The 26,724-nt window shown below is 36.1% G+C and carries 21 protein-coding genes and 5 tRNA genes; 25 read left to right on the top strand and 1 reads right to left on the bottom strand.

All coding sequences use genetic code 11. The features are described from left to right. Window positions 1-17: 17 nt before the first annotated feature. The 24 genes from U6A24_RS15350 (at window position 18) to U6A24_RS15465 (ending at window position 22,365) form a co-directional block, all read left to right on the top strand. Window positions 18-239, top strand: coding sequence for a PspC family transcriptional regulator (locus U6A24_RS15350; protein WP_109299935.1), 222 nt, complete (start codon window positions 18-20; stop codon window positions 237-239). Then, window positions 236-1,252: a potassium channel family protein gene (locus U6A24_RS15355; protein WP_324180878.1), complete on the top strand. Its 1,017-nt coding sequence runs from the start codon at window positions 236-238 to the stop codon at window positions 1,250-1,252. Before U6A24_RS15350 ends, U6A24_RS15355 begins: the two co-directional genes overlap by 4 nt. A 99-nt stretch (window positions 1,253-1,351) precedes the next feature. Then, window positions 1,352-2,956 carry an alanine/glycine:cation symporter family protein gene (locus U6A24_RS15360; RefSeq protein ID WP_324180879.1) on the top strand — a complete coding sequence of 535 codons (1,605 nt, stop codon included), beginning with the start codon at window positions 1,352-1,354 and terminating at the stop codon, window positions 2,954-2,956. 13 nt (window positions 2,957-2,969) lie between these two features. After that, window positions 2,970-3,839, top strand: coding sequence for a ComEA family DNA-binding protein (locus tag U6A24_RS15365; RefSeq protein ID WP_324180880.1), 870 nt, complete (start codon window positions 2,970-2,972; stop codon window positions 3,837-3,839). Window positions 3,840-3,972: 133 nt separating this feature from the next. Continuing rightward, complete coding sequence (locus U6A24_RS15370; protein WP_324180881.1) at window positions 3,973-5,139, top strand: acyl-CoA dehydrogenase family protein; 1,167 nt, start codon at window positions 3,973-3,975, stop codon at window positions 5,137-5,139. Window positions 5,140-5,358: 219 nt separating this feature from the next. Next, complete coding sequence (locus U6A24_RS15375) at window positions 5,359-6,738, top strand: alpha-amylase (RefSeq protein ID WP_324180882.1); 1,380 nt, start codon at window positions 5,359-5,361, stop codon at window positions 6,736-6,738. Window positions 6,739-6,928: 190 nt separating this feature from the next. Beyond that, window positions 6,929-7,123: a 30S ribosomal protein S21 gene (gene rpsU / locus U6A24_RS15380; protein WP_130286235.1), complete on the top strand. Its 195-nt coding sequence runs from the start codon at window positions 6,929-6,931 to the stop codon at window positions 7,121-7,123. Window positions 7,124-7,234: 111 nt separating this feature from the next. Continuing rightward, complete coding sequence (locus U6A24_RS15385) at window positions 7,235-8,125, top strand: tyrosine-type recombinase/integrase (protein WP_324180883.1); 891 nt, start codon at window positions 7,235-7,237, stop codon at window positions 8,123-8,125. A gap of 67 nt (window positions 8,126-8,192) precedes the next feature. Continuing rightward, entirely contained in the window at window positions 8,193-8,495 is a 303-nt protein-coding gene (gene hpf / locus U6A24_RS15390) for a ribosome hibernation-promoting factor, HPF/YfiA family (protein ID WP_324180884.1), read from the top strand. Window positions 8,496-8,596: 101 nt separating this feature from the next. After that, window positions 8,597-8,670 (top strand) — tRNA-Thr (locus U6A24_RS15395). A 128-nt stretch (window positions 8,671-8,798) separates the two neighbouring features. Then, window positions 8,799-8,881, top strand: a tRNA-Tyr gene (locus U6A24_RS15400). A gap of 43 nt (window positions 8,882-8,924) precedes the next feature. After that, window positions 8,925-8,997, top strand: a tRNA-Gly gene (locus U6A24_RS15405). A gap of 119 nt (window positions 8,998-9,116) precedes the next feature. After that, window positions 9,117-9,188 (top strand) — tRNA-Thr (locus U6A24_RS15410). A gap of 58 nt (window positions 9,189-9,246) precedes the next feature. Beyond that, window positions 9,247-10,434 (top strand): elongation factor Tu, encoded by a 1,188-nt coding sequence (gene tuf, locus U6A24_RS15415; RefSeq protein ID WP_324180885.1) that lies wholly within the window; start codon window positions 9,247-9,249, stop codon window positions 10,432-10,434. A gap of 58 nt (window positions 10,435-10,492) precedes the next feature. Then, a tRNA-Trp gene (locus tag U6A24_RS15420) sits at window positions 10,493-10,565 on the top strand. 98 nt (window positions 10,566-10,663) lie between these two features. Further along, window positions 10,664-10,861: a preprotein translocase subunit SecE gene (gene secE, locus U6A24_RS15425; protein WP_324180886.1), complete on the top strand. Its 198-nt coding sequence runs from the start codon at window positions 10,664-10,666 to the stop codon at window positions 10,859-10,861. An 11-nt stretch (window positions 10,862-10,872) separates the two neighbouring features. Beyond that, complete coding sequence (nusG, locus tag U6A24_RS15430; protein WP_324181137.1) at window positions 10,873-11,427, top strand: transcription termination/antitermination protein NusG; 555 nt, start codon at window positions 10,873-10,875, stop codon at window positions 11,425-11,427. Between the two features lie 77 nt (window positions 11,428-11,504). Next, complete coding sequence (rplK, locus tag U6A24_RS15435; RefSeq protein ID WP_324180887.1) at window positions 11,505-11,942, top strand: 50S ribosomal protein L11; 438 nt, start codon at window positions 11,505-11,507, stop codon at window positions 11,940-11,942. 18 nt (window positions 11,943-11,960) lie between these two features. After that, window positions 11,961-12,656: a 50S ribosomal protein L1 gene (gene rplA, locus U6A24_RS15440; protein ID WP_324180888.1), complete on the top strand. Its 696-nt coding sequence runs from the start codon at window positions 11,961-11,963 to the stop codon at window positions 12,654-12,656. Window positions 12,657-12,671: 15 nt separating this feature from the next. After that, on the top strand, window positions 12,672-13,193 hold the full coding sequence (gene rplJ, locus U6A24_RS15445; RefSeq protein ID WP_324180889.1) for a 50S ribosomal protein L10: 522 nt from the start codon (window positions 12,672-12,674) through the stop codon (window positions 13,191-13,193). 68 nt (window positions 13,194-13,261) lie between these two features. Continuing rightward, window positions 13,262-13,639: a 50S ribosomal protein L7/L12 gene (rplL, locus tag U6A24_RS15450; protein ID WP_324180890.1), complete on the top strand. Its 378-nt coding sequence runs from the start codon at window positions 13,262-13,264 to the stop codon at window positions 13,637-13,639. Window positions 13,640-13,772: 133 nt separating this feature from the next. Then, a complete protein-coding gene (gene rpoB / locus U6A24_RS15455) occupies window positions 13,773-17,582 on the top strand; it encodes a DNA-directed RNA polymerase subunit beta (protein ID WP_324180891.1) in 3,810 nt (1,269 codons plus the stop codon). A 97-nt stretch (window positions 17,583-17,679) separates the two neighbouring features. Next, window positions 17,680-21,981, top strand: coding sequence for a DNA-directed RNA polymerase subunit beta' (rpoC, locus tag U6A24_RS15460; RefSeq protein WP_324180892.1), 4,302 nt, complete (start codon window positions 17,680-17,682; stop codon window positions 21,979-21,981). A gap of 69 nt (window positions 21,982-22,050) precedes the next feature. Then, entirely contained in the window at window positions 22,051-22,365 is a 315-nt protein-coding gene (locus U6A24_RS15465; protein ID WP_324180893.1) for a DUF3467 domain-containing protein, read from the top strand. An 80-nt stretch (window positions 22,366-22,445) separates the two neighbouring features. On the opposite strand, the gene U6A24_RS15470 is transcribed toward U6A24_RS15465, so the two are convergent. After that, a complete protein-coding gene (locus tag U6A24_RS15470) occupies window positions 22,446-24,032 on the bottom strand; it encodes a peptide chain release factor 3 (protein WP_324180894.1) in 1,587 nt (528 codons plus the stop codon). Window positions 24,033-24,318: 286 nt separating this feature from the next. On the opposite strand from U6A24_RS15470, the gene U6A24_RS15475 reads away from it, so the two are divergent. Further along, complete coding sequence (locus U6A24_RS15475; protein WP_324180895.1) at window positions 24,319-26,691, top strand: hypothetical protein; 2,373 nt, start codon at window positions 24,319-24,321, stop codon at window positions 26,689-26,691. The last annotated feature ends 33 nt before the right edge of the window (window positions 26,692-26,724 follow it).

Raw genomic sequence — 26,724 nt, forward strand, 5'->3', positions numbered from 1 at the left:
TATAATTATTTTGCGATATGCTTTATAATTTAAGACATTTTCTAGAACGAAACGGGTTTTATGTATCCTCTAGGTTAGCAGATAGATTAGGCATGCGTGCAAAAAATGTCAGGCTTTTCTTTATTTATTTGACTTTTGCTACTGCAGGCTTAGGATTTGTTTTATATCTCAATATGGCATTTTGGCTTAAGCTAAAAGATTTAGTATATACAAAACGAACCTCTGTATTTGACTTATGATAAAAATATATAATTGGGGAAGACCAAAAGTATATATTGCTATAATCTTATTGATCGTGGTAATAGCTATTGGCGTATTGGGATTTCGCTTTTTTTCAGATTATACATGGGTCGATGCTTTGTATATGACTGTTATTACAATGACTACCGTTGGTTTTGAAGAGGTAGAACCTCTAGATGACAATGGTAAGCTGTTTACCGTATTTCTAATTTCTACAAGCGTTGCTATTTTTGCTTATTCGGTATCGGTGATTACAGAATACATAGTAAGTAAGAATGACCCCAAAAGAGTACAACTTCGAAAAACACAAAAAATGATACATCAACTTGAAGACCATATCATTATTATTGGTTATGGGCGTAATGGTAAACAAGCAGCGGTTAAGTTGTTGGCATACAACAAACCATTTATCATTATTGAGAAAGATGAACAGGTTATAGAAAGATATCAAAACGATCAATTGTTGTTTCTTAAAGGAAATGCAACCGAAGATTCTATCTTGATAGAAGCAGGTATTAAAAAGGCGTTTTGTCTTATATGTACACTACCCGAAGATGCAGATAACTTATTTATTGTCTTATCCGCGCGACAGATTAATAAAGATCTGAAAATTATTAGTAGAGCTTCTCAGGATACATCTTATAAAAAAATCAGATTGGCAGGTGCAGACAATGTAATTATGCCCGACCGTATAGGGGGTGATCACATGGCTTCATTGGTGGTAGTGCCCGATTTAATAGAATTTTTAGATAACCTTTCTATAGTTGGTAAAAGATCTATAAATATCGAAGAAATCTCTTTTGAAGATATGTTTGATGATCGTCAAGAACGCACCATCCGTAATATTGATATGAGATCAAGAACTGGCTGTACAATTATAGGTTATAAATCTCCAGATGGTGATTATATTGTAAATCCTGAAGCCGATACACTTCTTAAACCTGGTTCTAAGGTTGTTGTTTTGGGTCGCCCTGAACAAATAAACCTGTTAAATAGAGAGTTCAATATTTAACAATTCCCAAACATTTAACTCTATAAAAATTGTACACAATGGTTTTTTTTAGCATCTTGCTGACTTCTTAAACACAAAAATTAAATTAACTCACAGATTATGAAGAGAATTCTTCTTTCGATTTTAGCACTCACACTCCCCATATTAACATTCGCACAAGACAACGTAGAAAAAGGCCTCGACCAAAGGATAGATGAAGGTTTTAAACCGGTATCCGATTTTTTCTCCAACGTTATTTTCTTTACCATTGGAGGAACGCCATTTGTCTTAATACTTTTAGTTTTAAGTGCTTTGTTTTTTACAATTTATTTTGGGTTTCCAAATATTAGATATTTTGCAAAAGCAATTAATGTAGTAAGAGGTAAATACGACGATGTCGAAGGTCACGGGATCGAAGGAAAGCCCGAGGTTAGTATTGTCGATGGTGATATTCGAGACACTATTAGGGATGAGTCTAAAGAAGGCGAAGTTTCTCATTTCCAAGCTTTGGCAACAGCAGTTTCTGGTACGGTAGGTAATGGTAATATTGCCGGTGTTGCTTTGGCAATTGCACTAGGAGGACCAGGAGCTACATTTTGGATGATTATATGCGGTTTGCTTGGGATGTCTACCAAATTTGTAGAATGTACTCTAGGAGTTCAATATAGAGATGTTGGGGAAGATGGAACCGTATACGGTGGACCAATGTATTATCTTAGTAAGGGACTCAAAGAAAAAGGGTTTGTATGGTTAGGTAAAATTGCTGCTGTACTATTTGCTATATTCTGTATTGGCGGATCCTTTGGAGGAGGAAATGCCGCGCAATCCAACCAGGCGACAGTTGTACTGAAAGAGCTTTTAGGTTTAGAAAGTACTGCTGCTGGATTCTGGATAGGTATTATTCTGGCTATTTTGGTTGGGATTATAATTATAGGAGGAATTAAGCGTATTGCATCGGTAACAGAAAAAGTAGTCCCGTTTATGGCACTACTTTATATTATAGCATGTTTGTATATTATTTTGAGTAATTTTTCATTTATCGATGATGCTATTGGGCTGATTGTTACAGAAGCATTCAATCCAAAAGCTATTGGAGTTGGTGGAGTAATTGGTGTACTGTTAGTAGGCTTTAAAAGAGCTGCATTCTCAAACGAAGCCGGAGCGGGATCAGCATCCATTGCTCACTCTGCTGTAAAAACTAAATATTCTGCATCTGAAGGTCTAGTAGCATTGCTCGAACCGTTTATCGATACGGTAGTAATTTGTACAATGACCGCTCTTGTTATTATTATCTTTAATTCTGATGGAGCATTCGTTTATGGAGGTGATGGAAGTGGAGCTGTTATGATTGATGGAGCTTCCTATGAAGGTGCCGGAATTACACAAAAAGCCTTTGCAAAATATATACCTTTTTCTAATGTATTCCTTACTATCGCGGTGGTTCTTTTTGCAGTCTCTACAATGATTTCATGGTCATATTATGGATTGCAATCCTGGAAATTTTTATTCGGAAGAGGAAAGAAAGCCGATTTGGTATACAAATTATTATTCTTAACATTTGTGGTTATCGGAGCCGCAGCGAGTATGAAGTCTATTTGGGACTTCTCTGATGCAATGATTTTTGCTATGGTATTCCCTAATATGATTGGATTATACTTCTTGTTCCCGGTAGTTAAAAAACAATTGAAAAGATATTTTGATGCTATAAAAGCTGCCAATAAATAGAATAGTTCACTTCATGAAAAATATAAGATCCCATTTCGAGATACATACCCGTTTTCGAAATGGGATTTTTCTTTTATCGATGCTTTTATTTAGTAGTGTAATTTTATTTTATTTTTATCCAAATCCCAGAACTGAAGAAAAAAGCTTTGTAGAACTTACCTCATTTCAAAAAGAGGTAGATTCCTTAAAAAAGATTGCTCATAAAGAAACGAAGATATTTAAGATTAAACCTTTTAATCCTAATTTTATCTCTGATTATAAAGGGTATCAATTAGGGCTTTCACCACAAGAACTTGATCGACTTAATATTTATAGGAACGAAGGGAAATGGATAAATTCTGTTACCCAATTCAAGCAGGTTACCATGGTTTCAGATTCACTTTTATCGACAATATCTCCTTTGTTTAGATTCCCGGATTGGACAACTCAAAACAAAAGAAGGAAAAGGTTCAATAAAACATATACGATCAAAACGTACTCTGAAAAGCAAGACTTGAATCTGGTTACACAAGAGCAAATTTTAGAAAAGGTAAAAGTGCCAGACTTCATCGCTCAACGTATTATAAATTATAGAAATAAAATTGGAGGTTTCATTGATGATATACAGCTTCAAGATGTTTCTGGACTTTACGAAAATCAAAGAAAAAAATTACTTTCCTTTTTTACCGTTAAAACGCCGCAGAGAATAGAAAAACAAAATATAAATAACGCTTCGGTCAATCAATTGATAGAGGTACCTTATATTGATTTTGAAGTGGCATTGGAAATAAGAGATTATATTAAAAATAATGGAAGCATTTCTAACTTTAAAGAATTAGGAAAAATCAAAGGTTTTTCCTTAGATAAAATAGATAGAATAGCTTTATATTTGACATTAAATTAAAAATCGGAAAAAAATTGCTGTGAATTTTGATGAATTGTGAAAATCATAATAGAGATTTTTTAAGGATACAATCTCTATGTTAATTTGTCAATATACACAGTAATATGTTAACTAATAAAGTAGCAGTTATCATATGAACAGCATGTATTTTACAGAAGAACACGAATTATTTAGGAAAAGCCTCAAAGATTTTCTCAAGAAAGAAGTGACTCCCTATATAGAGAATTGGGAAAAAACAGGAACCATTGATCGTTTTATTTGGGAAAAATTTGGAGAAATGGGCTATTTTGGGATCTCATATCCCGAGGAGTATGGTGGATTGGACCTGGATATTTTTTATATGGTAATTCTTTTAGAAGAATTACAAAAAATTAACTCTGGTGGTTTTGCAGCAGCAATATGGGCTCATGTTTATTTGGCAATGACTCATTTAAACAAAGAAGGGGATCATAGCATAAAAGAAAAATACCTAGCTCCGAGTATTACAGGCGAAAAAATTGGTTGTTTGGCAATAACAGAACCTTTTGGTGGATCAGATGTTGCTGGTATGAGAACTACTGCTGTTAAAAATGGAGATCATTATGTAATTAATGGATCTAAGACTTTTATTACTAATGGGGTATATAGTGACTATCTCGTGGTTGCTGCCAAAACAAGTCCTGAGCTTGGGAACAAAGGGATTAGCATTTTTGTAATTGATAGAGATGTACCTGGAGTTTCTGCTACGAAGTTAGAAAAATTGGGGTGGAGAGCTTCTGATACTGGGGAAATAGCATTTGATAATGTGAAGGTCCCGTTAGAAAATTTAATGGGAGAAGAAAACAAAGGATTCTCATATATCATGCAGCATTTTGCACTAGAAAGGTTGATTATGGGTGTGAACTCACATGCTAGAGCAGAGTATGCACTAGAATATGTAGTTCAATACATGTCAGAAAGAGAAGCTTTTGGTAAAACGATAGATAAGTTTCAGGCCTTAAGACATTCTGTAGCAGATATGGCTAGTGAAATAGAAATGTGTAAAGAATTTAATTATTCGATTGCCAAAAGGCTAAATGAAGGTGAATATGTTGTAAAAGAAGCGAGTATGTCTAAATTACTTTCTACAAAAATGGCAGACAAAGTAATATATGATTGCCTGCAACTTTTAGGCGGTTATGGTTATATGGAAGAATATCCGTTGGCGAGATTATTTAGAGACAGCAGATTAGGACCTATTGGAGGAGGAACTTCAGAAATTCTACGAGAGATTATCGCCAAAATGGTTATCGATAAAAAAGAATATAAGCCAGTTACATAAAACTAAACAAAATCATTTTTTTTAAAAGAAAAGTGCTAGATCATTGTTTTTTAGCGCTTTTCTTTATTTTTTAAGTATACTTTAAATAAAAATACTTGTAATTTCATGTTTATTTTAAGTCTTTATTAACACGAAAACGTTTTCGTTATATTTCAAACGTTTTCGGTCTGGTATAAATTATTAATTTGAAATAAAATTAACACAAACACTAAGTAAATTATGAAATTCAGCAAGTTTTTTTATGGATTTGTTGCTACAACGTTTTTCTTCATTAGTTGTAGTAAGAATGAAGTTCTTGATTCTGTAGAAGCAGAATCTATAGATCTTCAAGAGGCGCCGGCTGCCAAAGCACTCAAACCTATTGGTTCTGGAGTCATGATGCAAGCATTTTATTGGGATGTGCCAGCAGGAGGTACCTGGTGGAATGTTGTAAAAGGCAAAGTAGATGACTGGAGTAATGCAGGTATTGATGCAATTTGGTTGCCACCTGTAAGTAAGGCCCAAAATGGTGCCTTTTCAATGGGTTATGACCCGTTTGATTATTATGATTTTGGAGAATACAACCAAATGGGTAGTGTAGAAACCCGATTTGGATCCAGATCAGAGTTAGAAAGCCTCATTTCTACTGCTCATAATAATAGTCTAAGCGTAATTGCCGATATTGTGATAAATCACAATAGTGGTGGAGATCTAGAATGGAACGAATTTGCCGGAAAGAATACGTATACCGATTATAATCCTTTATCGGGCAAATTTAATAGAACAAAGTACGACTTTCATCCAAACGATCAATATTATTCTGATAGTGGAATTTTTGGCGGTTTTCCAGATTTAAGTCATAGCAAAGCGTATGTGCAGGATTGGTTATGGGGTAGATCAAACTCTGTAGCAAAATATTATAAGAATACAATGGGCTTTGATGGCTGGAGGTTCGATTATGTAAAAGGTTTTGAACCTTGGGTTGTTAGAGAATGGAAGAATAATGTAGGAGGTTTCTCTGTTGGAGAGTATTGGGACGGAAATGTAAATACACTGGATTGGTGGACTACTGAAGCCCAAATGTCGGCCTTTGATTTTGGTTGTTATTATAAGATGAGAGATGCCTTTATGGGTAACAACCTTAATGCTCTTAGTGGGGATATGTTATGGAAAAGAAACGCATCGCGAGCCGTTACTTTTGTTGCAAATCATGATACCGATGAAATTATTAATAATAAGCTATTGGCTTATGCTTATATTTTAACTCATGAAGGATATCCAGCTATTTTCTATAGGGATTATGAAGATTGGTTGGATAAAAATAAATTAAATAACCTTATATGGATTCATAACAACCTTGCTGGCGGTAGTACTACAAACCTGTGGACAGACAACGATGAATATATCGCCAAGAGAAATGGAGGAGGAGGAAAGAATGGTTTAATTGTTTATATCAATAACTCTAATTCTTGGAAAGAAAGATGGGTAGAAACCAATTGGTCAAATAGAAGAATCAAGGATTATACAGGCAGCTCTGGATGGGAACCTGTAACACAAGGAGGTAGATGGGTGAAGATTCAGGCTCCGCCGAAAGGATACTCCGTATGGTCTCTTAAATAATTTGATAGCACTAAAAACTTTGAACGGCTTTTTGTTTATCAACAGCCCCCTATAATAGACAAGAAGTCGTTTTTCTTTGATTATTTTTAGCTAAATAATGAAGTTTTTCAACTTCATAAAAAAAAAACTTTGTAAATAATAGTTTTATATTATCTTTGCAGCCTAATTTTTAAAGAAAGGAGGTGCAACTATGTTAATTATACCAGTTAAAGACGGAGAAAATATAGATAGAGCGTTAAAACGTTTTAAGCGTAAATTTGATAGAACAGGAACGATGCGTCAGCTTCGTAAACGTCAACAGTTTACAAAACCTTCTGTAGAGCGTAGAGCTCAGATCCAAAAAGCGCAATACATTCAGCATTTAAGAGATCAGGAAGAAATTTAAAAAGTTGAAGCGTAGTCTATAGTTTCCTAACAGGAAGACTTCGTTTTTCAGTATAGATTTAACCGTTAAGAAGCCAAAAGTTTGTTACTTTTGTTTTTTAACGGTTTTTTTATGTTTATTACTCAGTTTTTGGATTATCTGCTTCTGGAAAAGAAGTATTCTGCTCATACCGTTACAGCTTATAAGTCCGATTTGTTGTCTTTTTCAGAATTTTACGAAGATAGATACGGGACTTCCAATATATCCCAGGCAAATTATCAACAAATTAGATCCTGGATTGTTTTCTTGATAGACCAAGGTATTTCGAATAGAACAGTAAATAGAAAAGTTTCTTCTTTAAAAACCTATTATAAATTTTTGCTCAAAATAGGAGAAATTGAAAATAACCCATTGGCCAAACATCAAGCGTTAAAAGCACCCAAAAAATTGCAAATACCGTTCTCGGTAGATGAAGTTGAAGGTGTTTTGAGTATGTTAAAAGAAGAAAAAGATTTTGATAGCGTTAGAAATAGATTAATTGTAGAGCTTTTTTATGGAACAGGTATTCGTCGTATAGAGTTGGTAAACTTAAAAGTTACAGATGTTGATATTGTTGCCAAACAAATAAAAGTACTTGGAAAAAGAAACAAGGAGAGGTATCTGCCTTTGCTAGAATCGATTTGCGATACATTAAAGTTATATTTAGATCTTCGAAAAGATATACTTGTAGATCCCAATGAACCCTATATGTTGCTTACCAAAAAAGGAGTTAAAATATATGAAACACTTGTATATCGAATCATAAATAGTTATTTTAGTAAGGCTTCTTCAAAAGTAAAAAAGAGTCCGCATATCTTAAGACATTCTTTTGCGACTCATTTGCTTAATGAGGGGGCAAATTTAAATGCTGTAAAAGAATTGCTTGGTCATTCCAGTTTGGCAGCTACACAGGTATATACGCATCATAGTGTCGCTCAGCTAACAAAAGTTTATAAACAATCCCACCCAAGGAATAAAAAGTGAGTGATAAGCTCCCCCTTATCTTTCTTTTAGGCTTAAAATATTTGTTAAACCAATTAAACTAACACCTATGAAAGTGAACTTGCAATCCGTAAATTTTAATGTAGATCAAAAGTTGGTGGATTTTACTCAAGCAAAATTGGATAAATTAGAAACTTATTTTAATCGTATAATTCATGCAGACGTGTTTTTAAAAGTTATGAATACAAGCGGAAAAGAAAATAAGATTACTGAAATTTTATTGAGCGTGCCAGGAGATGAATTTATGATAAAAAAAATCAATAAAACATTTGAAGAGGGTGTAGACGAGTGTGTTAGTTCTTTGGAAAGGCAATTAAAAAAACGGAAAGAAAAATTAAATGCACATGTTTGACTATTTTTTTGAAAAATAGTTTTGTGTAAAAAATAAATTATTATACATTTGCAGTCCGTTAGAAATAGCGGACTTTTTTATGTTCTAAAACATAGTGAAAAGCCGATATAGCTCAGCTGGCTAGAGCAGCTGATTTGTAATCAGCAGGTCGTGGGTTCGAGTCCCTCTATCGGCTCAAAAAAAGAAGGTTTTTTTAATAAAAAACAATACTTTTTTAATTAGATTTTGAATTGTAAAATAAATGACTATTTTTGCGCACTCAAAACTAGTAAAGTTCATACCAAAATATTGAATTTTTTGATTGGGGAGATACTCAAGCGGCCAACGAGGACAGACTGTAAATCTGTTGGTTTTTACCTTCGCAGGTTCGAATCCTGCTCTCCCCACTTTTAATTCGTAATTCAAGTTTTTTGAATACGTAATTATAATGCGGGAGTAGCTCAGTTGGTAGAGCGTCAGCCTTCCAAGCTGAATGTCGCCGGTTCGAACCCGGTCTCCCGCTCAACAAAGCTAATCTTGATGCGTTTTTAGCATTGGATTTTTAAAACAAAGTAGTAAGGTAAATCGGTTTTCTTTTAATAAAAGATTAAAGAACTCAGATTTGTCTTCGTACTTTTTAAAGCCGGTGTAGCTCAGGGGTAGAGCGTTTCCTTGGTAAGGAAGAGGTCACGAGTTCAAATCTCGTCATTGGCTCTTAGTGCAAAAGCATAAATTGAACACTAATATATAACTAAGATTAAATAAATTAATTATGGCAAAGGAAACTTTTGATCGTTCCAAACCGCACTTAAATATTGGTACTATTGGACACGTTGATCACGGTAAAACAACTTTGACTGCTGCAATTACTAAAGTATTAGCAGAAGCTGGTCTTTCTGAAGCGAGAGATTTCGATACTATCGACAACGCTCCAGAAGAAAAAGAAAGAGGTATTACAATTAATACATCTCATGTAGAGTACCAAACCCAAAATCGTCACTACGCTCACGTTGACTGTCCAGGTCACGCCGATTACGTAAAGAACATGGTTACTGGTGCTGCTCAAATGGACGGTGCTATCTTGGTAGTTGCTGCTACAGATGGTCCTATGCCACAAACTCGTGAGCACATCCTTTTAGGTCGTCAGGTAGGTATTCCTAGAATCGTTGTATTCCTTAATAAAGTGGATATGGTTGATGATGACGAACTTTTAGAGCTTGTTGAAATGGAAGTAAGAGATCTTCTTTCTTTCTATGAGTATGATGGAGATAATGGTCCTGTAATCGCTGGTTCTGCACTTGGAGCTCTTAACGGAGAGAAAAAGTGGGTTGATACTGTAATGGAGCTTATGGCTGCTGTTGATGAGTGGATCGAATTACCAAAGCGTGATGTTGATAAGGATTTCTTAATGCCTATCGAAGATGTATTCTCGATTACTGGTCGTGGTACTGTGGCAACTGGTCGTATCGAAACTGGTGTTGCTAATACTGGAGACCCGGTTGAGATTATCGGTATGGGAGCAGAGAAATTGACTTCTACAATTACTGGAGTAGAGATGTTCCGTAAGATATTAGATAGAGGTGAAGCTGGAGATAACGTAGGTATCCTATTAAGAGGTATCGAAAAAAGTGAAATCTCTAGAGGTATGGTTATTACTAAGCCAGGGTCTGTAACTCCACACAAAAGCTTCAAAGCTGAGGTATATATCCTTAAGAAAGAAGAAGGTGGACGTCACACTCCTTTCCATAATAACTACCGTCCTCAGTTCTACGTACGTACAACTGACGTGACAGGGAACATCGCTCTTCCTGATGGAGTAGAGATGGTAATGCCTGGAGATAACTTAACTATTACTGTTGAGTTGATTCAGCCAATCGCGATGAATGTTGGTCTTCGTTTTGCTATCCGTGAAGGTGGTAGAACAGTAGGTGCTGGTCAGGTAACCGAAATTTTAGACTAATTAATTATATTATATGTAAGTGAGGTATTCGCCTTGGCGAATACCTTACCTTATGTATACGGGTTTAGCTCAGTTGGTAGAGCACTGGTCTCCAAAACCAGGTGTCGGGAGTTCGAGCCTCTCAACCCGTGCTTTCGCAGTTAAGGTTTGTATTAAGATGTTAACTGTAATAAATATGAAGTTTTATTGCGAATAAATTATAATGTTTATTCGTATAAATAATAACAAGATGGCTGGATTTATAAATTACGTAACAGAATCATATAACGAATTAAAAAACCATGTAACATGGACTCCATGGTCAGAAGCACAAAGGCTTACTTTGGTGGTAATTGTTTTTTCGGTTATTTTTTCTTTGGCTATCTGGGGAGTAGATACTGTATTTAGTAATTTGATAGAGTATTATTTTACTTTAGTTAAATCTTAAATATCGTGAAAATGGCCGAGGTGGATAATTCAAAGAAATGGTACGTTGTAAGGGCTGTTAGTGGTCAAGAGAACAAGGTAAAAGATTATATTGAGCGCGAAATAGCTCATATGGGGTTGCAGGACTATGTTGCTCAAATCCTTGTGCCGACTGAAAAGGTAGTTCAGATTCGTAATGGAAAAAAAATTAATAAAGAGCGTGTATACTTTCCGGGTTATGTAATGATTGAAGCTAATCTTTCTGGAGAGATACCACACATTATAAAGTCTATTAATGGTGTTATTGGTTTTCTTGGTGAGGTAAAAGGAGGAGATCCTGTTCCTTTAAGAAAAGCCGAAATTAATAGAATGCTAGGTAAAGTAGACGAATTGGCAGTTAAAACCGATAATGTTGCTATACCTTATACAGTTGGTGAAACTGTAAAAGTTATCGATGGTCCATTTAATGGATTTAATGGAACTGTTGAGAAGGTAAATGAAGAAAAGCGTAAACTTGAGGTTATGGTGAAGATTTTCGGAAGAAAAACGCCACTAGAGTTAAGTTATATGCAAGTTGAAAAAGTATAATAATTGTTACATTATATAGATCCAGAATTGTTCTGATGCTTCCAAATGTAGAGCAATTCTAATTTAAAATTAGAAAAATGGCTAAAGAAGTAAGTAAGGTTGTTAAACTACAAGTACGTGGTGGAGCGGCGAATCCGTCACCACCTGTTGGACCTGCTTTAGGTGCTGCCGGAGTGAATATCATGGAATTCTGTAAGCAATTCAATGGTAGAACACAAGATAAAGCTGGTAAAGTATTGCCCGTTGTTATCAATGTGTACACAGATAAGTCTTTCGACTTTGTGATCAAAACTCCACCTGCAGCTGTGCAAATACTGGAGGCAGCAAAACAGAAAAAAGGTTCTGGTGAGCCAAACCGTAAAAAAGTAGCAAGTATTACTTGGGATCAAGTTAAAGCAATTGCAGAGGACAAAATGCAGGATTTAAATGCGTTTACAGTGGAGTCTGCAATGAAAATGATCGCTGGTACTGCTCGTTCTATGGGTGTAACCGTAAAAGGACAAGCTCCTTTCTAAATCAAAAACGTTTACAAAATGGCAAAATTGACAAAAAAGCAAAAAGAAGCACAAGCTAAGGTTGAAAAGAATAAAGCCTATACATTGGCAGAAGCATCTTCCTTGGTAAAAGAAATAACAAATGTAAATTTTGATGCTTCTGTAGATCTTGCTGTTCGTTTGAACGTTGATCCACGTAAAGCCAATCAAATGGTGCGTGGTGTGGTAACGTTACCTCACGGAACAGGAAAAGATGTAAAAGTATTAGCGCTTGTTACTCCAGATAAAGAAGCTGAAGCAAAAGATGCAGGAGCAGATTATGTTGGTCTTGATGAATACCTTGATAAAATCAAAGGTGGATGGACTGATGTTGATGTGATCATCACAATGCCTAGTGTTATGGGTAAATTAGGTCCATTAGGTCGAGTATTAGGACCACGTGGGTTAATGCCTAACCCTAAGACAGGAACTGTAACTATGGATGTTGCAAAGGCAGTTTCAGATGTGAAAGCTGGTAAGATAGATTTCAAAGTGGATAAAACGGGTATCGTTCACGCGGCGATAGGTAAATCTTCTTTTGATGCAGATAAAATAGCTGGAAACGCTAAAGAATTGATAACAACATTAGTAAAGTTAAAGCCGCAGGCTTCAAAGGGAGTGTATATTAAATCTATATATATGTCTTCTACTATGAGTCCTGGTATAGAAATAGACGCTAAAAACTTTGCTGGGTAATTAAGATAAACGATTATGACAAGAGAAGAAAAATCACAAGTAATTGAAGACTTAACTGCTCAGTTGGCTGAAAACGCTAATATTTATTTAGCTGATATTTCAGGATTGGATGCAGGTACTACTTCAAACTTAAGAAGAGCTTGTTTCAAAGCTAATGTATCATTAAAAGTAATTAAGAATACTCTTCTTGCCAAGGCAATGGAGAATTCTGATAAGGATTTCGGAGATTTACCTAATGTATTAAAAGGTAATACTTCATTAATGTTTGCCGAGACCGGTAACGCACCTGCAAAGGTTATCAAAGAGTTTCGTAAGAAATCTGAGAAACCTCTTTTAAAAGGCGCTTTCGTTGAAGAGGCTATCTTTATCGGTGACGAAAACCTTGAGGCTTTAGTTAATATCAAGTCTAAAGAAGAAGTTATTGGAGATATTATCGGATTGTTACAATCACCTGCTAAGAATGTTATTTCAGCATTGAAGTCTGGTGGAGGTACAATCGCGGGTATCCTTAAAACATTATCCGAAAAAGAAGGATAATATCAATAGTGTACGCACTTTTTAACAAATTATATTTCAATTAAAAAATTTTATTAAAACGATAGAAAATGGCAGATTTAAAAGATTTCGCAGAACAATTAGTTAACTTAACAGTAAAAGAAGTTAATGAGTTAGCTGATATATTAAAAGAAGAATATGGCATCGAGCCTGCTGCTGCTGCAGTAGCTGTTGCTGGTGGTGGTGCCGCTGGTGGTGGAGAAGCTGCTGAAGAAAAATCAGAATTCGACGTAATCCTTAAGGCTGCAGGTGGTTCTAAATTAGCAGTTGTAAAACTTGTTAAAGAATTAACTGGTCTTGGTCTTAAAGATGCTAAAGAATTAGTTGATGGTGCTCCTAAAGCAATCAAAGAAGGAGTAGCTAAGGATGAGGCAGAAGCTCTTAAAGCTCAATTAGAAGAGGCTGGAGCTGAGGTTGAGCTTAAGTAAGCTTACCACAGATTAACACATAGGTTTAGACCCAGAGAGTATTCTCTGAGGTCTAAACCATTTTGCGTATATAAATGTTAAGTATTGAAAATACGCGTACCTTTTTAAAATTTTAATTTAATTCCGTCCATTGATGTTAGCAACGCAAACTGAAAGATTGAATTTCTCTTCCGTAAAGAACAGACCTGAATATCCTGACTTTCTTGATATTCAGATCAAATCCTTTCAGGATTTCTTTCAATTAGAAACAAAGTCTGAAGAAAGAGGAAACGAAGGTCTATACAACACCTTCATGGAAAACTTCCCGATTACAGATACTCGTAATCAATTTGTACTAGAATTTTTAGATTACTTCGTTGATCCTCCAAGATATGATCTTCAGGAGTGTATAGAAAGAGGTCTTACCTATAGTGTACCATTAAAAGCTCGTCTTAAGTTATTCTGTACAGACCCAGAACACGAAGATTTTGAGACTATTGTTCAGGACGTGTATTTGGGAACAATTCCGTATATGACGCCAAGTGGTACTTTTTGTATTAATGGTGCAGAACGTGTTGTAGTATCCCAGTTACACCGTTCACCAGGGGTGTTCTTTGGACAATCTTTCCATGCAAATGGAACAAAATTATATTCTGCCAGGGTAATTCCTTTTAAAGGATCCTGGATAGAATTTGCTACCGATATCAATAGCGTGATGTACGCTTATATCGATAGAAAGAAAAAATTACCGGTTACTACACTTTTCCGTGCGATTGGTTTTGAACGTGATAAAGATATTTTAGAAATTTTTGACCTTGCTGAAGAAGTAAAAGTTTCTAAATCCGGATTAAAGAAAGTACTTGGACGTAAATTGGCAGCCCGTGTATTAAATACATGGCATGAAGATTTCGTTGATGAGGATACAGGAGAAGTTGTATCTATCGAGCGTAATGAAATTGTTCTTGATCGTGATACTATTCTTGACAAGGACCACCTAGAAGAGATTATCGAATCTGGAGCAAAGACAATATTGCTTCATAAAGAAGATAATCAAAAAGGTGATTACGCTATCATCCATAATACATTGCAAAAAGATCCTACTAACTCTGAAAAAGAGGCAGTAGAACACATATATCGTCAATTACGTAATGCAGAACCGCCAGATGAGGAAACTGCACGTGGTATTATTGACAAGTTATTCTTCTCTGATCAACGCTACAACCTTGGTGAAGTTGGTCGTTATAGAATGAATAAGAAATTAGGCCTTGATATCGATATGGATAAGCAGGTGCTTACCAAAGAAGATATCATTACCATTATTAAGTATTTGATTGAGCTTATCAACTCTAAAGCTGAAATTGATGATATTGATCACCTTTCTAATCGCCGTGTTAGAACAGTAGGAGAGCAATTATCTCAACAATTTGGTGTTGGTTTGGCTCGTATGGCGCGTACTATTCGTGAGCGTATGAATGTAAGAGATAATGAAGTTTTTACACCGATCGATTTGATCAATGCTAAAACGTTATCTTCTGTAATCAATTCGTTCTTTGGTACAAACCAGTTGTCTCAGTTCATGGATCAAACAAATCCATTGGCCGAGATTACTCACAAACGTAGACTTTCGGCTTTAGGGCCTGGTGGTTTATCTCGTGAGCGCGCAGGATTCGAGGTTCGAGATGTACACTATACACACTATGGACGTCTATGTCCGATTGAAACACCTGAAGGACCAAACATTGGTCTGATATCTTCATTATCGGTATTTGCCAAGGTGAACTCAATGGGATTCCTTGAAACCCCTTACCGAAAAGTTGAAGAAGGAAGGGTTGATCTTAGTGGTTTTACATACTTGAGTGCAGAGGAGGAAGAAGAAAAACTTATCGCTCAGGCAAATATACCATTAAAGGAAGATGGTACCATCGATTCAGATAAGGTAATTGCACGTATGGAAGGTGATTTTCCAGTGATTGATCCAACCAATGTAAATTATGCAGACGTTGCACCAAACCAAATAGCTTCTATTTCGGCTTCTTTGATTCCTTTCTTGGAGCATGATGATGCGAACCGTGCATTGATGGGATCGAATATGATGCGTCAGGCAGTTCCTTTATTAAGAGTAGATGCTCCTATTGTAGGTACAGGACTAGAGCGACAAGTAGCTTCAGATTCTAGAGTATTGATCAATGCAGAAGGTGCAGGAGTAGTTGAATATGTTGATGCCGATAAGATTACTATCAAATACGATAGAACTGAAGAGCAAAGAATGGTAAGTTTTGATGGAGATTCTAAGACGTATGATCTTATTAAATTCCGTAAAACAAACCAAGGTACCAGTATTAACCTGAAGCCGATCGTAAGAGTAGGTGATAAGGTTGCAAAAGGGCAGGTGCTATGTCAGGGATATGCTACCGAAAATGGTGAGCTTGCTCTTGGTAGAAACATGAAAGTGGCCTTTATGCCTTGGAAAGGATACAACTTTGAGGATGCAATTGTAATTTCTGAAAAAGTAGTAAGAGACGATATCTTTACTTCTATTCATATTGATGAGTATTCTCTTGAAGTACGAGATACAAAACTTGGTAACGAAGAATTAACCAATGATATTCCTAATGTATCTGAAGAAGCTACAAAAGATCTTGACGAAAACGGAATGATTCGAGTAGGAGCAGAGATCAAGCCAGGAGATATTCTTATAGGTAAGATTACTCCAAAAGGTGAAAGTGATCCAACTCCTGAAGAAAAACTGTTAAGAGCAATTTTTGGTGATAAAGCCGGTGATGTTAAGGATGCTTCATTAAAAGCTTCTCCATCATTGCATGGGGTTGTTATCGACAAGAAATTGTTCGCTCGAGCAATCAAAGATAAAAGAAAACGATCTCAGGATAAAGAAGATATCGAAATCTTAGAAAGATCGTATGATACTAAATTTGAGCTTCTTAAATCTGAATTAGTAGATAAGTTATTCGCTATCGTAGGAGGTAAAACTTCTCAAGGTGTAATGAATGACCTTGGTGAAGAAGTACTTCCAAAAGGGAAAAAGTATACTCAAAAAATGCTGAATAGTGTTGATGATTATGCTCACCTTACCAAAGGTACATGGACTACAGACGATGACCTTAATAGAATGGTAGCAGATCTTATTCATAATTATAAGATTAAAGAAAATGATTTACAAGGTAACCTTAGAAGAGAGAAATTTACTATCTCTGTAGGAGATGAATTACCTTCAGGAATTATAAAACTTGCTAAAGTTTACATCGCTAAAAAACGTAAACTTAAAGTAGGAGATAAAATGGCAGGTCGTCACGGTAACAAGGGTATTGTTGCACGTATCGTAAGAGAAGAAGATATGCCATTCTTAGAAGATGGAACACCTGTTGATATTGTATTGAATCCACTTGGGGTACCTTCTCGTATGAACATTGGCCAGATTTATGAAACAGTATTGGGATGGGCAGGACAAAAATTAAGTAGAAAATTTGCTACTCCAATTTTTGATGGTGCTTCTCTTGATCAGATTAATGAGTTAACTGATGAAGCGGGAATTCCAAGATTCGGACATACTTATTTATATGATGGTGGAACTGGAGACCGTTTTGATCAAGCGGCTACTGTGGGTGTAATTTATATGCTTAAATTAGGTCACATGGTAGATGATAAGATGCACGCACGTTCTATTGGTCCTTACTCGTTGATTACTCAGCAACCACTTGGTGGTAAAGCACAATTTGGAGGTCAGCGTTTTGGAGAAATGGAGGTATGGGCTCTTGAAGCTTATGGTGCTTCAAGTACCCTACGTGAGATATTGACTGTGAAATCTGATGATGTTATAGGAAGAGCCAAAACATACGAAAGTATTGTAAAAGGTGAGCCTATGCCAGAACCGGGATTACCAGAATCTTTTAATGTATTAATGCACGAATTAAAAGGTCTGGGTCTGGACATTAGATTGGAAGAATAATACATGCAAAATCATACCCTGAGCAAAGTCGAAGGGTATGATTAAATATAGTATTATTCAAAATTAAATTACAATAATTCTTTAGCAACCATATATTATGGCAAGAAATAATGATAAGAATACAGTAAAGAGATTTAATAAGATCTCTATTGGTTTAGCTTCTCCAGAATCAATTTTGGCAGTTTCAAACGGAGAAGTGCTTAAGCCAGAAACTATCAATTATCGTACCCACAAACCAGAGCGTGATGGTTTGTTCTGCGAGCGTATTTTTGGGCCTGTAAAGGACTTCGAATGTGCTTGTGGTAAATATAAAAGAATTCGATACAAAGGTATTGTTTGTGATCGATGTGGTGTAGAAGTGACCGAAAAGAAAGTACGAAGAGATCGCGTTGGTCACATTAACCTTGTGGTACCAGTAGCACATATCTGGTATTTTCGTTCTTTACCAAACAAAATAGGATATTTATTAGGACTTCCGTCTAAGAAATTAGACATGATCATTTACTACGAACGTTACGTAGTAATTCAACCAGGTATTGCCAAAAATGAAGAAGGTGAGCCTGTGCAAAAAATGGATTTCCTTACCGAAGAAGAATATCTTAATATCCTGGATAGCCTTCCACAAGAGAATTTGTACTTGGATGACACAGATCCAAACAAATTCATCGCTAAAATGGGAGCAGAGTGTTTGATCGAAATCTTGAGAAGAATTGATCTTGATGCACTTTCTTACGAATTAAGACATAAAGCGAATAACGAAACTTCTAAGCAACGTAAAACTGAAGCTCTTAAAAGACTTCAGGTTGTAGAGTCGTTCCGTGATGCAAATAAGAACAGAGAAAATCGTCCAGAATGGATGATCTTGAAAGTAGTGCCGGTAATTCCACCAGAATTACGTCCTTTGGTACCACTTGATGGAGGTCGTTTTGCAACATCAGATTTAAATGATCTTTACCGTCGAGTAATTATACGTAATAATCGTTTGAAGCGTTTAATGGAAATCAAAGCTCCAGAGGTAATTCTTCGAAACGAAAAACGTATGCTTCAGGAGTCGGTAGATTCTTTATTTGATAACACACGTAAAGCTTCAGCTGTTAAAACTGATTCAAACAGACCACTAAAATCGTTATCAGACTCGTTAAAAGGTAAGCAAGGGCGTTTCCGTCAAAACTTACTTGGTAAACGTGTTGATTATTCTGCACGTTCGGTAATCGTTGTAGGACCAGAATTGAAATTATTCGAATGTGGTCTTCCAAAAAATATGGCTGCAGAGCTATACAAGCCTTTCGTGATCAGAAAATTGATTGAGCGTGGAATTGTAAAAACGGTAAAATCAGCAAAAAAGATTATAGATAGAAAAGAGCCTGTTGTTTGGGATATCTTAGAGAATGTTCTTAAAGGACATCCGGTATTACTAAACCGTGCTCCTACGCTTCACCGTCTGGGTATTCAGGCATTCCAGCCTAAACTTATAGAGGGTAAAGCAATACAGTTACACCCATTGGTATGTACAGCATTTAATGCCGATTTTGATGGTGACCAGATGGCAGTACATTTACCATTAGGACCAGAAGCAATCTTAGAAGCTCAGTTATTGATGCTTGCATCTCATAACATTCTTAACCCTGCAAATGGTTCTCCGGTAACAGTACCATCGCAGGATATGGTTCTTGGTCTTTACTATATGACCAAATCACGTAGATCAACTCCAGAGTTAGAAATTAAAGGAGAAGATTTAACATTCTACTCTCCAGAAGAGGTTGTGATCGCGTATAACGAGAAACGATTGGATATTAATGCGAATATTAAAGTTCGTACCAAAGATTTTAATGAAGAAGGAGAACTGGTTAATCAGATCATAGAAACTACGACAGGTAGAGTTCTATTTAATGAGAAAGTGCCAGAAGCTGCAGGATATGTTAATGAGGTATTGACAAAGAAATCGCTACGTGATATTATTGGTAAAATCCTTAAAGTAACCAGCGTTCCTGAAACTGCAGAATTCCTTGATGAAATCAAGACACTGGGATACAAATTTGCATTCCAGGGTGGATTGTCATTCAGTTTAGGTGATATTATTATTCCTAAAGAGAAGCATACGATGATTGCTGATGCAAACTCGCAGGTTGATAATATTGTAGCCAATTATAACATGGGTCTTATTACCAATAACGAACGTTATAATCAGGTAATTGACATCTGGACTTCTACAAATGCCGAGTTAACAGAATTATCGATGAAGCGTATTAGAGAGGATCAGCAAGGATTTAACTCTGTATATATGATGCTTGATTCTGGTGCAAGGGGTTCTAAAGAACAGATTCGCCAGTTAACGGGTATGCGTGGATTGATGGCCAAGCCGAAAAAATCGAACTCTGCTGGAGGTGAAATTATCGAAAACCCGATTCTTTCTAACTTTAAGGAAGGTCTTTCGATCCTTGAATACTTTATCTCGACACACGGTGCACGTAAAGGACTTGCAGATACGGCATTAAAAACGGCCGATGCAGGATATCTTACTCGCCGTTTGGTTGATGTTGCCCAGGATGTGATCGTTAATATCGAAGACTGTGGTACGCTAAGAGGTGTAGAAGTGGCTCCATTAAAGAAAAACGAAGAGATTATAGAAGGACTTGCTGCCAGAATCGTTGGTAGAACATCACTTGTAGATGTTGTAAACCCTCTTACTCAAGAAGTATTGGTGGAAGCTGGTGTAGAAATTGACGAGACTATTGCCAAAATAATTGAAGATTCTCCTGTAGAAACTGTTGAAGTTCGTTCTGCGCTTACTTGTGAAGCTAAGAAAGGAATTTGTGTGAAGTGTTACGGGCGTAACCTGGCTACCGGAAAAACGGTGCAAAGAGGTGAAGCTGTTGGTGTGGTAGCTGCTCAATCTATTGGAGAACCTGGTACACAGCTTACACTACGAACGTTCCACGTAGGGGGTATTGCAGGTAACATTTCTGAAGAAAACCAATTGAAGTCTAAATTTGCTGGTAAAGCTGAAATAGAAGAACTTAAAACGGTTAAAGGAGAAGATGGTGAAGGAAATGAAATTGATGTAGTAATTTCTCGTACTTCTGAAATTAAAGTAATCGATCCTAAAACTAAAATCGTTTTAAGTACCAACCTGATTCCTTATGGTTCTCAATTGTTTATCAAAGATGGTGACAAGATTGAGAAAGATCAGGTAATTTGCCAGTGGGATCCTTATAACGGAGTTATTATTTCAGAATTTGCTGGTAAAGTAAAATATGAAAACATAGAACAAGGAGTTACTTATCAAGTTGAAATCGATGAACAAACAGGTTTCCAGGAAAAAGTAATTTCAGAATCTCGAGACAAGAAAAAAATACCTACTCTTCTGGTAATGGGTAAAGGAGACGAAGTACTTCGCTCTTATAACTTGCCAGTGGGTGCACACCTAATGGTTGATGATAATGACAAGATTGGTGTAGGTAAAGTCTTAGTTAAGATTCCACGTAAATCTGCAAAAGCAGGGGATATTACAGGGGGTCTGCCAAGGGTAACAGAATTATTTGAAGCACGTAACCCTTCAAACCCAGCTGTTGTAAGTGAGATTGATGGAGTTGTATCGTTTGGTAAAATCAAACGTGGTAACCGTGAGATCATTGTTGAATCTAGAATTGGAGAGATTAAGAAATACTTGGTAAAACTTTCTAATCAGATTCTTGTTCAGGAAAATGACTATGTTCGCGCAGGGATGCCACTGTCTGATGGATCAGTTACTCCAGAAGATATACTTAAGATTAAAGGGCCATCTGCTGTACAACAGTATCTTGTAAACGAAGTTCAGGAAGTATACCGACTACAAGGTGTAAAAATTAACGATAAGCACTTTGAGGTTGTTGTACGACAAATGATGCGTAAAGTAAGAATCCAAGATCCAGGAGATACTATTTTCTTAGAAAATCAATTAGTTCATAAATCAGACTTTATTGAAGAAAATGATGAGATTTTCGGAATGAAAGTGGTTGAGGAAGCTGGAGATAGTGAAAATCTTAAGCCAGGACAAATTGTTTCTCCTCGTGATTTAAGAGATGAAAATTCTGTTTTACGTAGAGATGATAAAAACTTGGTTACTGCTAGAGATGCTTCTCCGGCGACTGCGACGCCAATACTTCAGGGTATTACAAGAGCTTCGCTACAAACTAAGTCATTCATTTCTGCTGCTTCTTTCCAGGAAACTACAAAAGTATTAAACGAAGCTGCAGTAAGTGGTAAAGTTGATACACTAGAAGGTCTCAAAGAAAATGTGATTGTTGGACATAGAATTCCAGCAGGTACAGGAATGAGAGACTATGAAACTATTATTGTAGGTTCCAAAGAAGAGTTTGAAGACAGAATGGAACAACGACAAGAAGTTAATTATAACTAATAACAATAGCCTGCCTTTTTAGGCAGGCTTTCTTTTTTATAAGGGATACTTAAAATTCAATAAAACAAAATGGCAGATAATAAAAATCCAAAACAAAATCAGATTAATATAGAATTAGACGAGGCAATTGCAGATGGTATTTATAGTAATCTTGCCATTATTAACCATTCGGTTTCAGAGTTTGTAATTGACTTTGTAAATATTATGCCAGGAAGGCCAAAAAGTAAAGTAAAGAGTAGAATTATTCTAACACCGCAACACGCCAAAAGGTTACTTAAGGCACTTAGTGATAATGTTAATAGATTCGAGGCTGCACATGGGGAAATAAAGGATTATGAACAACCTCCTATTCCTATGAATTTTGGACCTACAGGAGAGGCATAATTAAATAGAATAAAATGTAATACAAAAAGAGCGATTTAATACATTAAATCGCTCTTTTTGTATGTAATAAATATATCAATCTAAAACTCTGAGGTAGAGTGAAACGTGATTGAAGGATATTTTTGTTGGGTCATTTGTAAACTAAATGACGAGTCTGCCAAAAACACTAGTTGCCCTTGTTTATCTTTGGCCAAAAATTTACTTTTTACCCGTTTAAAATCCTTAAACTCTTCATTAGTTTCATCTTCTGGATCTACCCAACAGGCTTTATGAACATTTAAATTTTCATAGGTACACTTTGCGCCATATTCATGCTCTAATCGATATTGAATTACTTCATACTGAAGTGCTCCTACCGTACCGATTACTTTCCTTCCGTTTAATTCTAAGGTAAACAACTGTGCAACTCCTTCATCCATTAATTGATCAATTCCTTTGGCCAACTGTTTGGATTTCATGGGGTCTGCATTGTTAATATATCTGAAGTGTTCTGGCGAGAAGCTAGGTATTCCCTTGTAATGTAGTACTTCACCTTTGGTAAGTGTATCCCCAATTTTGAAATTTCCAGTATCATGTAATCCTACAATGTCTCCAGGATAAGAAACATCTACTATTTCTTTCTTTTCGGCAAAAAAAGCATTGGGACTAGAAAATTTAAGTTTTTTATTGTGTCTGGTATGTAGATAAGGAACATTTCTTTCAAAAGTTCCCGAAACTATTTTCACAAAAGCCAAGCGATCTCTATGCTTAGGATCCATATTGGCGTGTATTTTAAATACAAACCCGGTAAAATCTTTCTCTTCGGGTTTTACCAAGCGAACATCGCTTTCCTTTGGCCTAGGTGGAGGAGCAATGGTAATAAAGCAATCGAGCAATTCTCTTACTCCAAAATTGTTTAATGCAGATCCAAAAAATACAGGTTGTAATTCGCCCGTTTGATAGGCGTTTTGATCAAACTTAGGATAGATCCCTTCGATTAATTCAAGTTCTTCACGTAAAGTATCAGCAGCATCGTCACCAATAGTAGTATTAAGCTCTTGAGAGGATAAATCAGAGATCTCAATAGTTTCCTCTATGTTTTTACGACTGTCACCGCTGAAAAGATTAATATTTTTCTCCCAGATATTATAGATCCCTTTAAAATCATATCCCATACCTATTGGAAAACTTAGAGGCGTAACGGTCAATCCTAATTTTTGTTCAACTTCATCCAACAACTCAAAGGCATCTTTTCCTTCTCGGTCTAATTTGTTGATAAACACAATCATAGGGATGTTTCTCATACGGCATACAGACACCAATTTTTCGGTCTGCTCCTCAACACCTTTTGCCACATCAATTACTACAATAACACTATCAACCGCTGTTAAAGTTCTAAAAGTATCTTCTGCAAAATCCTTGTGACCCGGAGTATCTAAAATATTTACTTTTATGTCTTGATATTCAAAGGCCAAAACTGAAGTAGCCACAGAAATTCCTCTTTGACGTTCAATTTCCATAAAATCGCTGGTAGCCCCTTTTTTAATTTTATTTGATTTTACTGCACCAGCCTCTTGAATAGCTCCTCCAAACAGCAATAGTTTTTCTGTCAACGTTGTTTTTCCGGCATCAGGGTGAGAAATAATCCCAAAAGTCCTCCTTCTTCCAATTTCGTCTGTAAACTTCATGATAATTTTATAATGAGGTTGCAAATATAATAGTAAAAAAGCAGATAAGACATAATAGTCTTGCAATGTTGAAATTTGGTTGATTTGATGAATAAATCGCCATTTTGTCGATAAAAAATGCCTTAAATCGGTTTTTTTGTGCTTTTTAAAGGAAATTAGAAGTGCTATTTGTTAAAATTATTGTAATATTTCGTAATTTACAGGTGCCCTCAAGATTTTGAGTGTCATAAATGCTGCAAAATTATTATTGTATTGTTTTTTTGCAGGTAGTGAGAACTGTTGGTTTATGAAAAAAAATACCCCACTGTCAAGAACTTATGGATATTTCCAAATAAGTTTTTATGGCAAGTTATCCTATAAAATAAAACCAGTACCTCAAAATTTACTTTGTGTACTTTTCTTTTTGTGCCTAAATATATTTTATGGGCAAAGTCCTGGTATTATTGTTAACGAAGTTTCTAATGGTGATGGTGGGGCTAAAGAATGGGTTGAACTTTTGGTGATCGGAGACTCAACAGATCCCACAGCAAATGTAGATCTTACTGGTTGGATTATTGATGATAATAATGGCGATTTTGACGGAAGTACTTCTGGAGTTGGGATTGCATCTGGACATATAATTCTGGGAAGTGCGTACAGTAGTATTCCTCCTGGATCTTTGATTGTAATTTATAATAACGGTGATCCCGATTCCGGTGTTTTACCTCCTGACGACCTTACAGATTCTAATAATGATGGTGTTTATGTAATTCCTAGTATTGATAGTTCGCTAAGTGGATGCAATACCTTGCCTTCGTCAAGTGACCCTACATACTCTCCCTGTACCGCAGTATCGCCAATAAGTTGGACCACGATAGGACTTAGAAATGGGGGAGATGTGATGCAAACCAGAATGCCAGATGGTACTTTTTATCATGGTTTTTCTTATGGAGACGTAGCAGATATGGCCGGAGATCCTAAACCTACTTTTCCAATTAGTGGCAATCCTTCATTTAATGCTGGTACTGGTAGTGGTACGAGGGCTACTTTCTATTTCGGTTGTGGTGATTGGGAAGATGTTACTAACTTTACCAAAACTACAACTTTGGCTGATAGAACACCTGGTTTAGCTAATTCTGCAATAAATCAAATATTTATTGATAAAATTACCAATGGAAGCTTTGATTATTCTAATTTAGGTAATAGTAATAATTGTATAGCATCGCCTGTTATCGTTGCAACTAACGATAATTTTACAAGCAATCCAATAATTAATGACGCTGTTGGTAGTACAACTTCAGTTTACGTAAATGATACTATTGATGGTGCAACCGTAACATCCTCTGATGTTACCCCAGGTATTGCTAATGATGGAGGCCTCGCAGGAGTAAGTATAGATTCCAATGGAATGATTACAGTACCTGCTAATACAAACGCCGGAATATACACGGTTACCTATCAAATTTGCGAAACCGGAAATCTATTAAATTGTGATACGGCCGACGTTACTATTGTTGTAGAAATTCCGGTTTCCGACGTTTCCTGCTCATTAAGCCCGAATACAAATCATTACAACATATCTGGAACATTGTTGAATACTTACAATGCGGCGGACCCACTTTCTGATCAGCTCTTTAATAATGATATTGAAGGAGGTTTTTCGGCGGCTTATTATTATGATAGAGCGTCGGGAGTAGTTACTGTAATTAATGGAAGTAATGGTGCCGTTCTAGGCACATTTAATGCGATTGCGGGAGGAACAAGTTTTGTAGCAGAGGATGGTTTTGCAGTTGTTTATGATGGAACCGATGGAAGTGTTGGTGTTTATGATTTATCAGGAAATACTGCACCATACGGGACTCTATTCGATACATTTACTGCTCCTGTAGGATCTTTGGTGGGAATTGAAAATAATAGCGGTAGTCCAAGAATTACCTTGTATGATGGAGCCACCGGCCTATTATCTTTGTATGAAACAAATGGAACTGTAGAAACTTTAATCGATTCTACAACCAGAGCTGCTGGTTTTAATCAGTTATCTTCCGAAGGAAATTCAACTGTTTTATATAATTCAGTAACCGGCGCTACTGAATTATGGGACATGAATGAACCCTCTCTGATTCAGATAGGTGTTTCTTTTACTGGCCCAGTAAATCGAAGCATGGCTTCAGACTCGGGAACAGTAGTATATTATAACCCTTTCTTAGGGACAGCACAGGTTTATGATTCTGATGGTAATATTATAAATACATTATCCCTTACAGCAGGAGCCAAAAATATCTTTTTGGAAGATGCCAGAATCTTTTTAAACTGTAATAGCCAATTCTATACAAATTTTTTAGATGCCGTGGATGATGATTTCAAGAGCGCTCCAATAATACCTGGAAGTACTTCGGCCGCTAGTGTATTTAATAATGATACCTTAAATGGAGCTACCATTGGTTCTTCTGATGTAACTCCAAGTATTACTAATGATGGAGGTTTAACGGGGGTTGCTATAAATTCTGATGGTACTATTACGATTCCGGTTGGAGTACCTGGTGGTTCTTACACAATTACCTATCAAATTTGCGAAACGGCTAACCCAGGTAATTGCGATTTGGCAACAATTGATATTGTAGTACGAATACCTACTGTAATAACCAATAGAAATATAACGTATAGAGTAAAAAAGAATTAGATATAGAAATGTATATATTTGTTGTACCCTAAA

The organism is Aquimarina gracilis, assembly GCF_035285365.1.
GTDB lineage: Bacteria > Bacteroidota > Bacteroidia > Flavobacteriales > Flavobacteriaceae > Aquimarina > Aquimarina gracilis.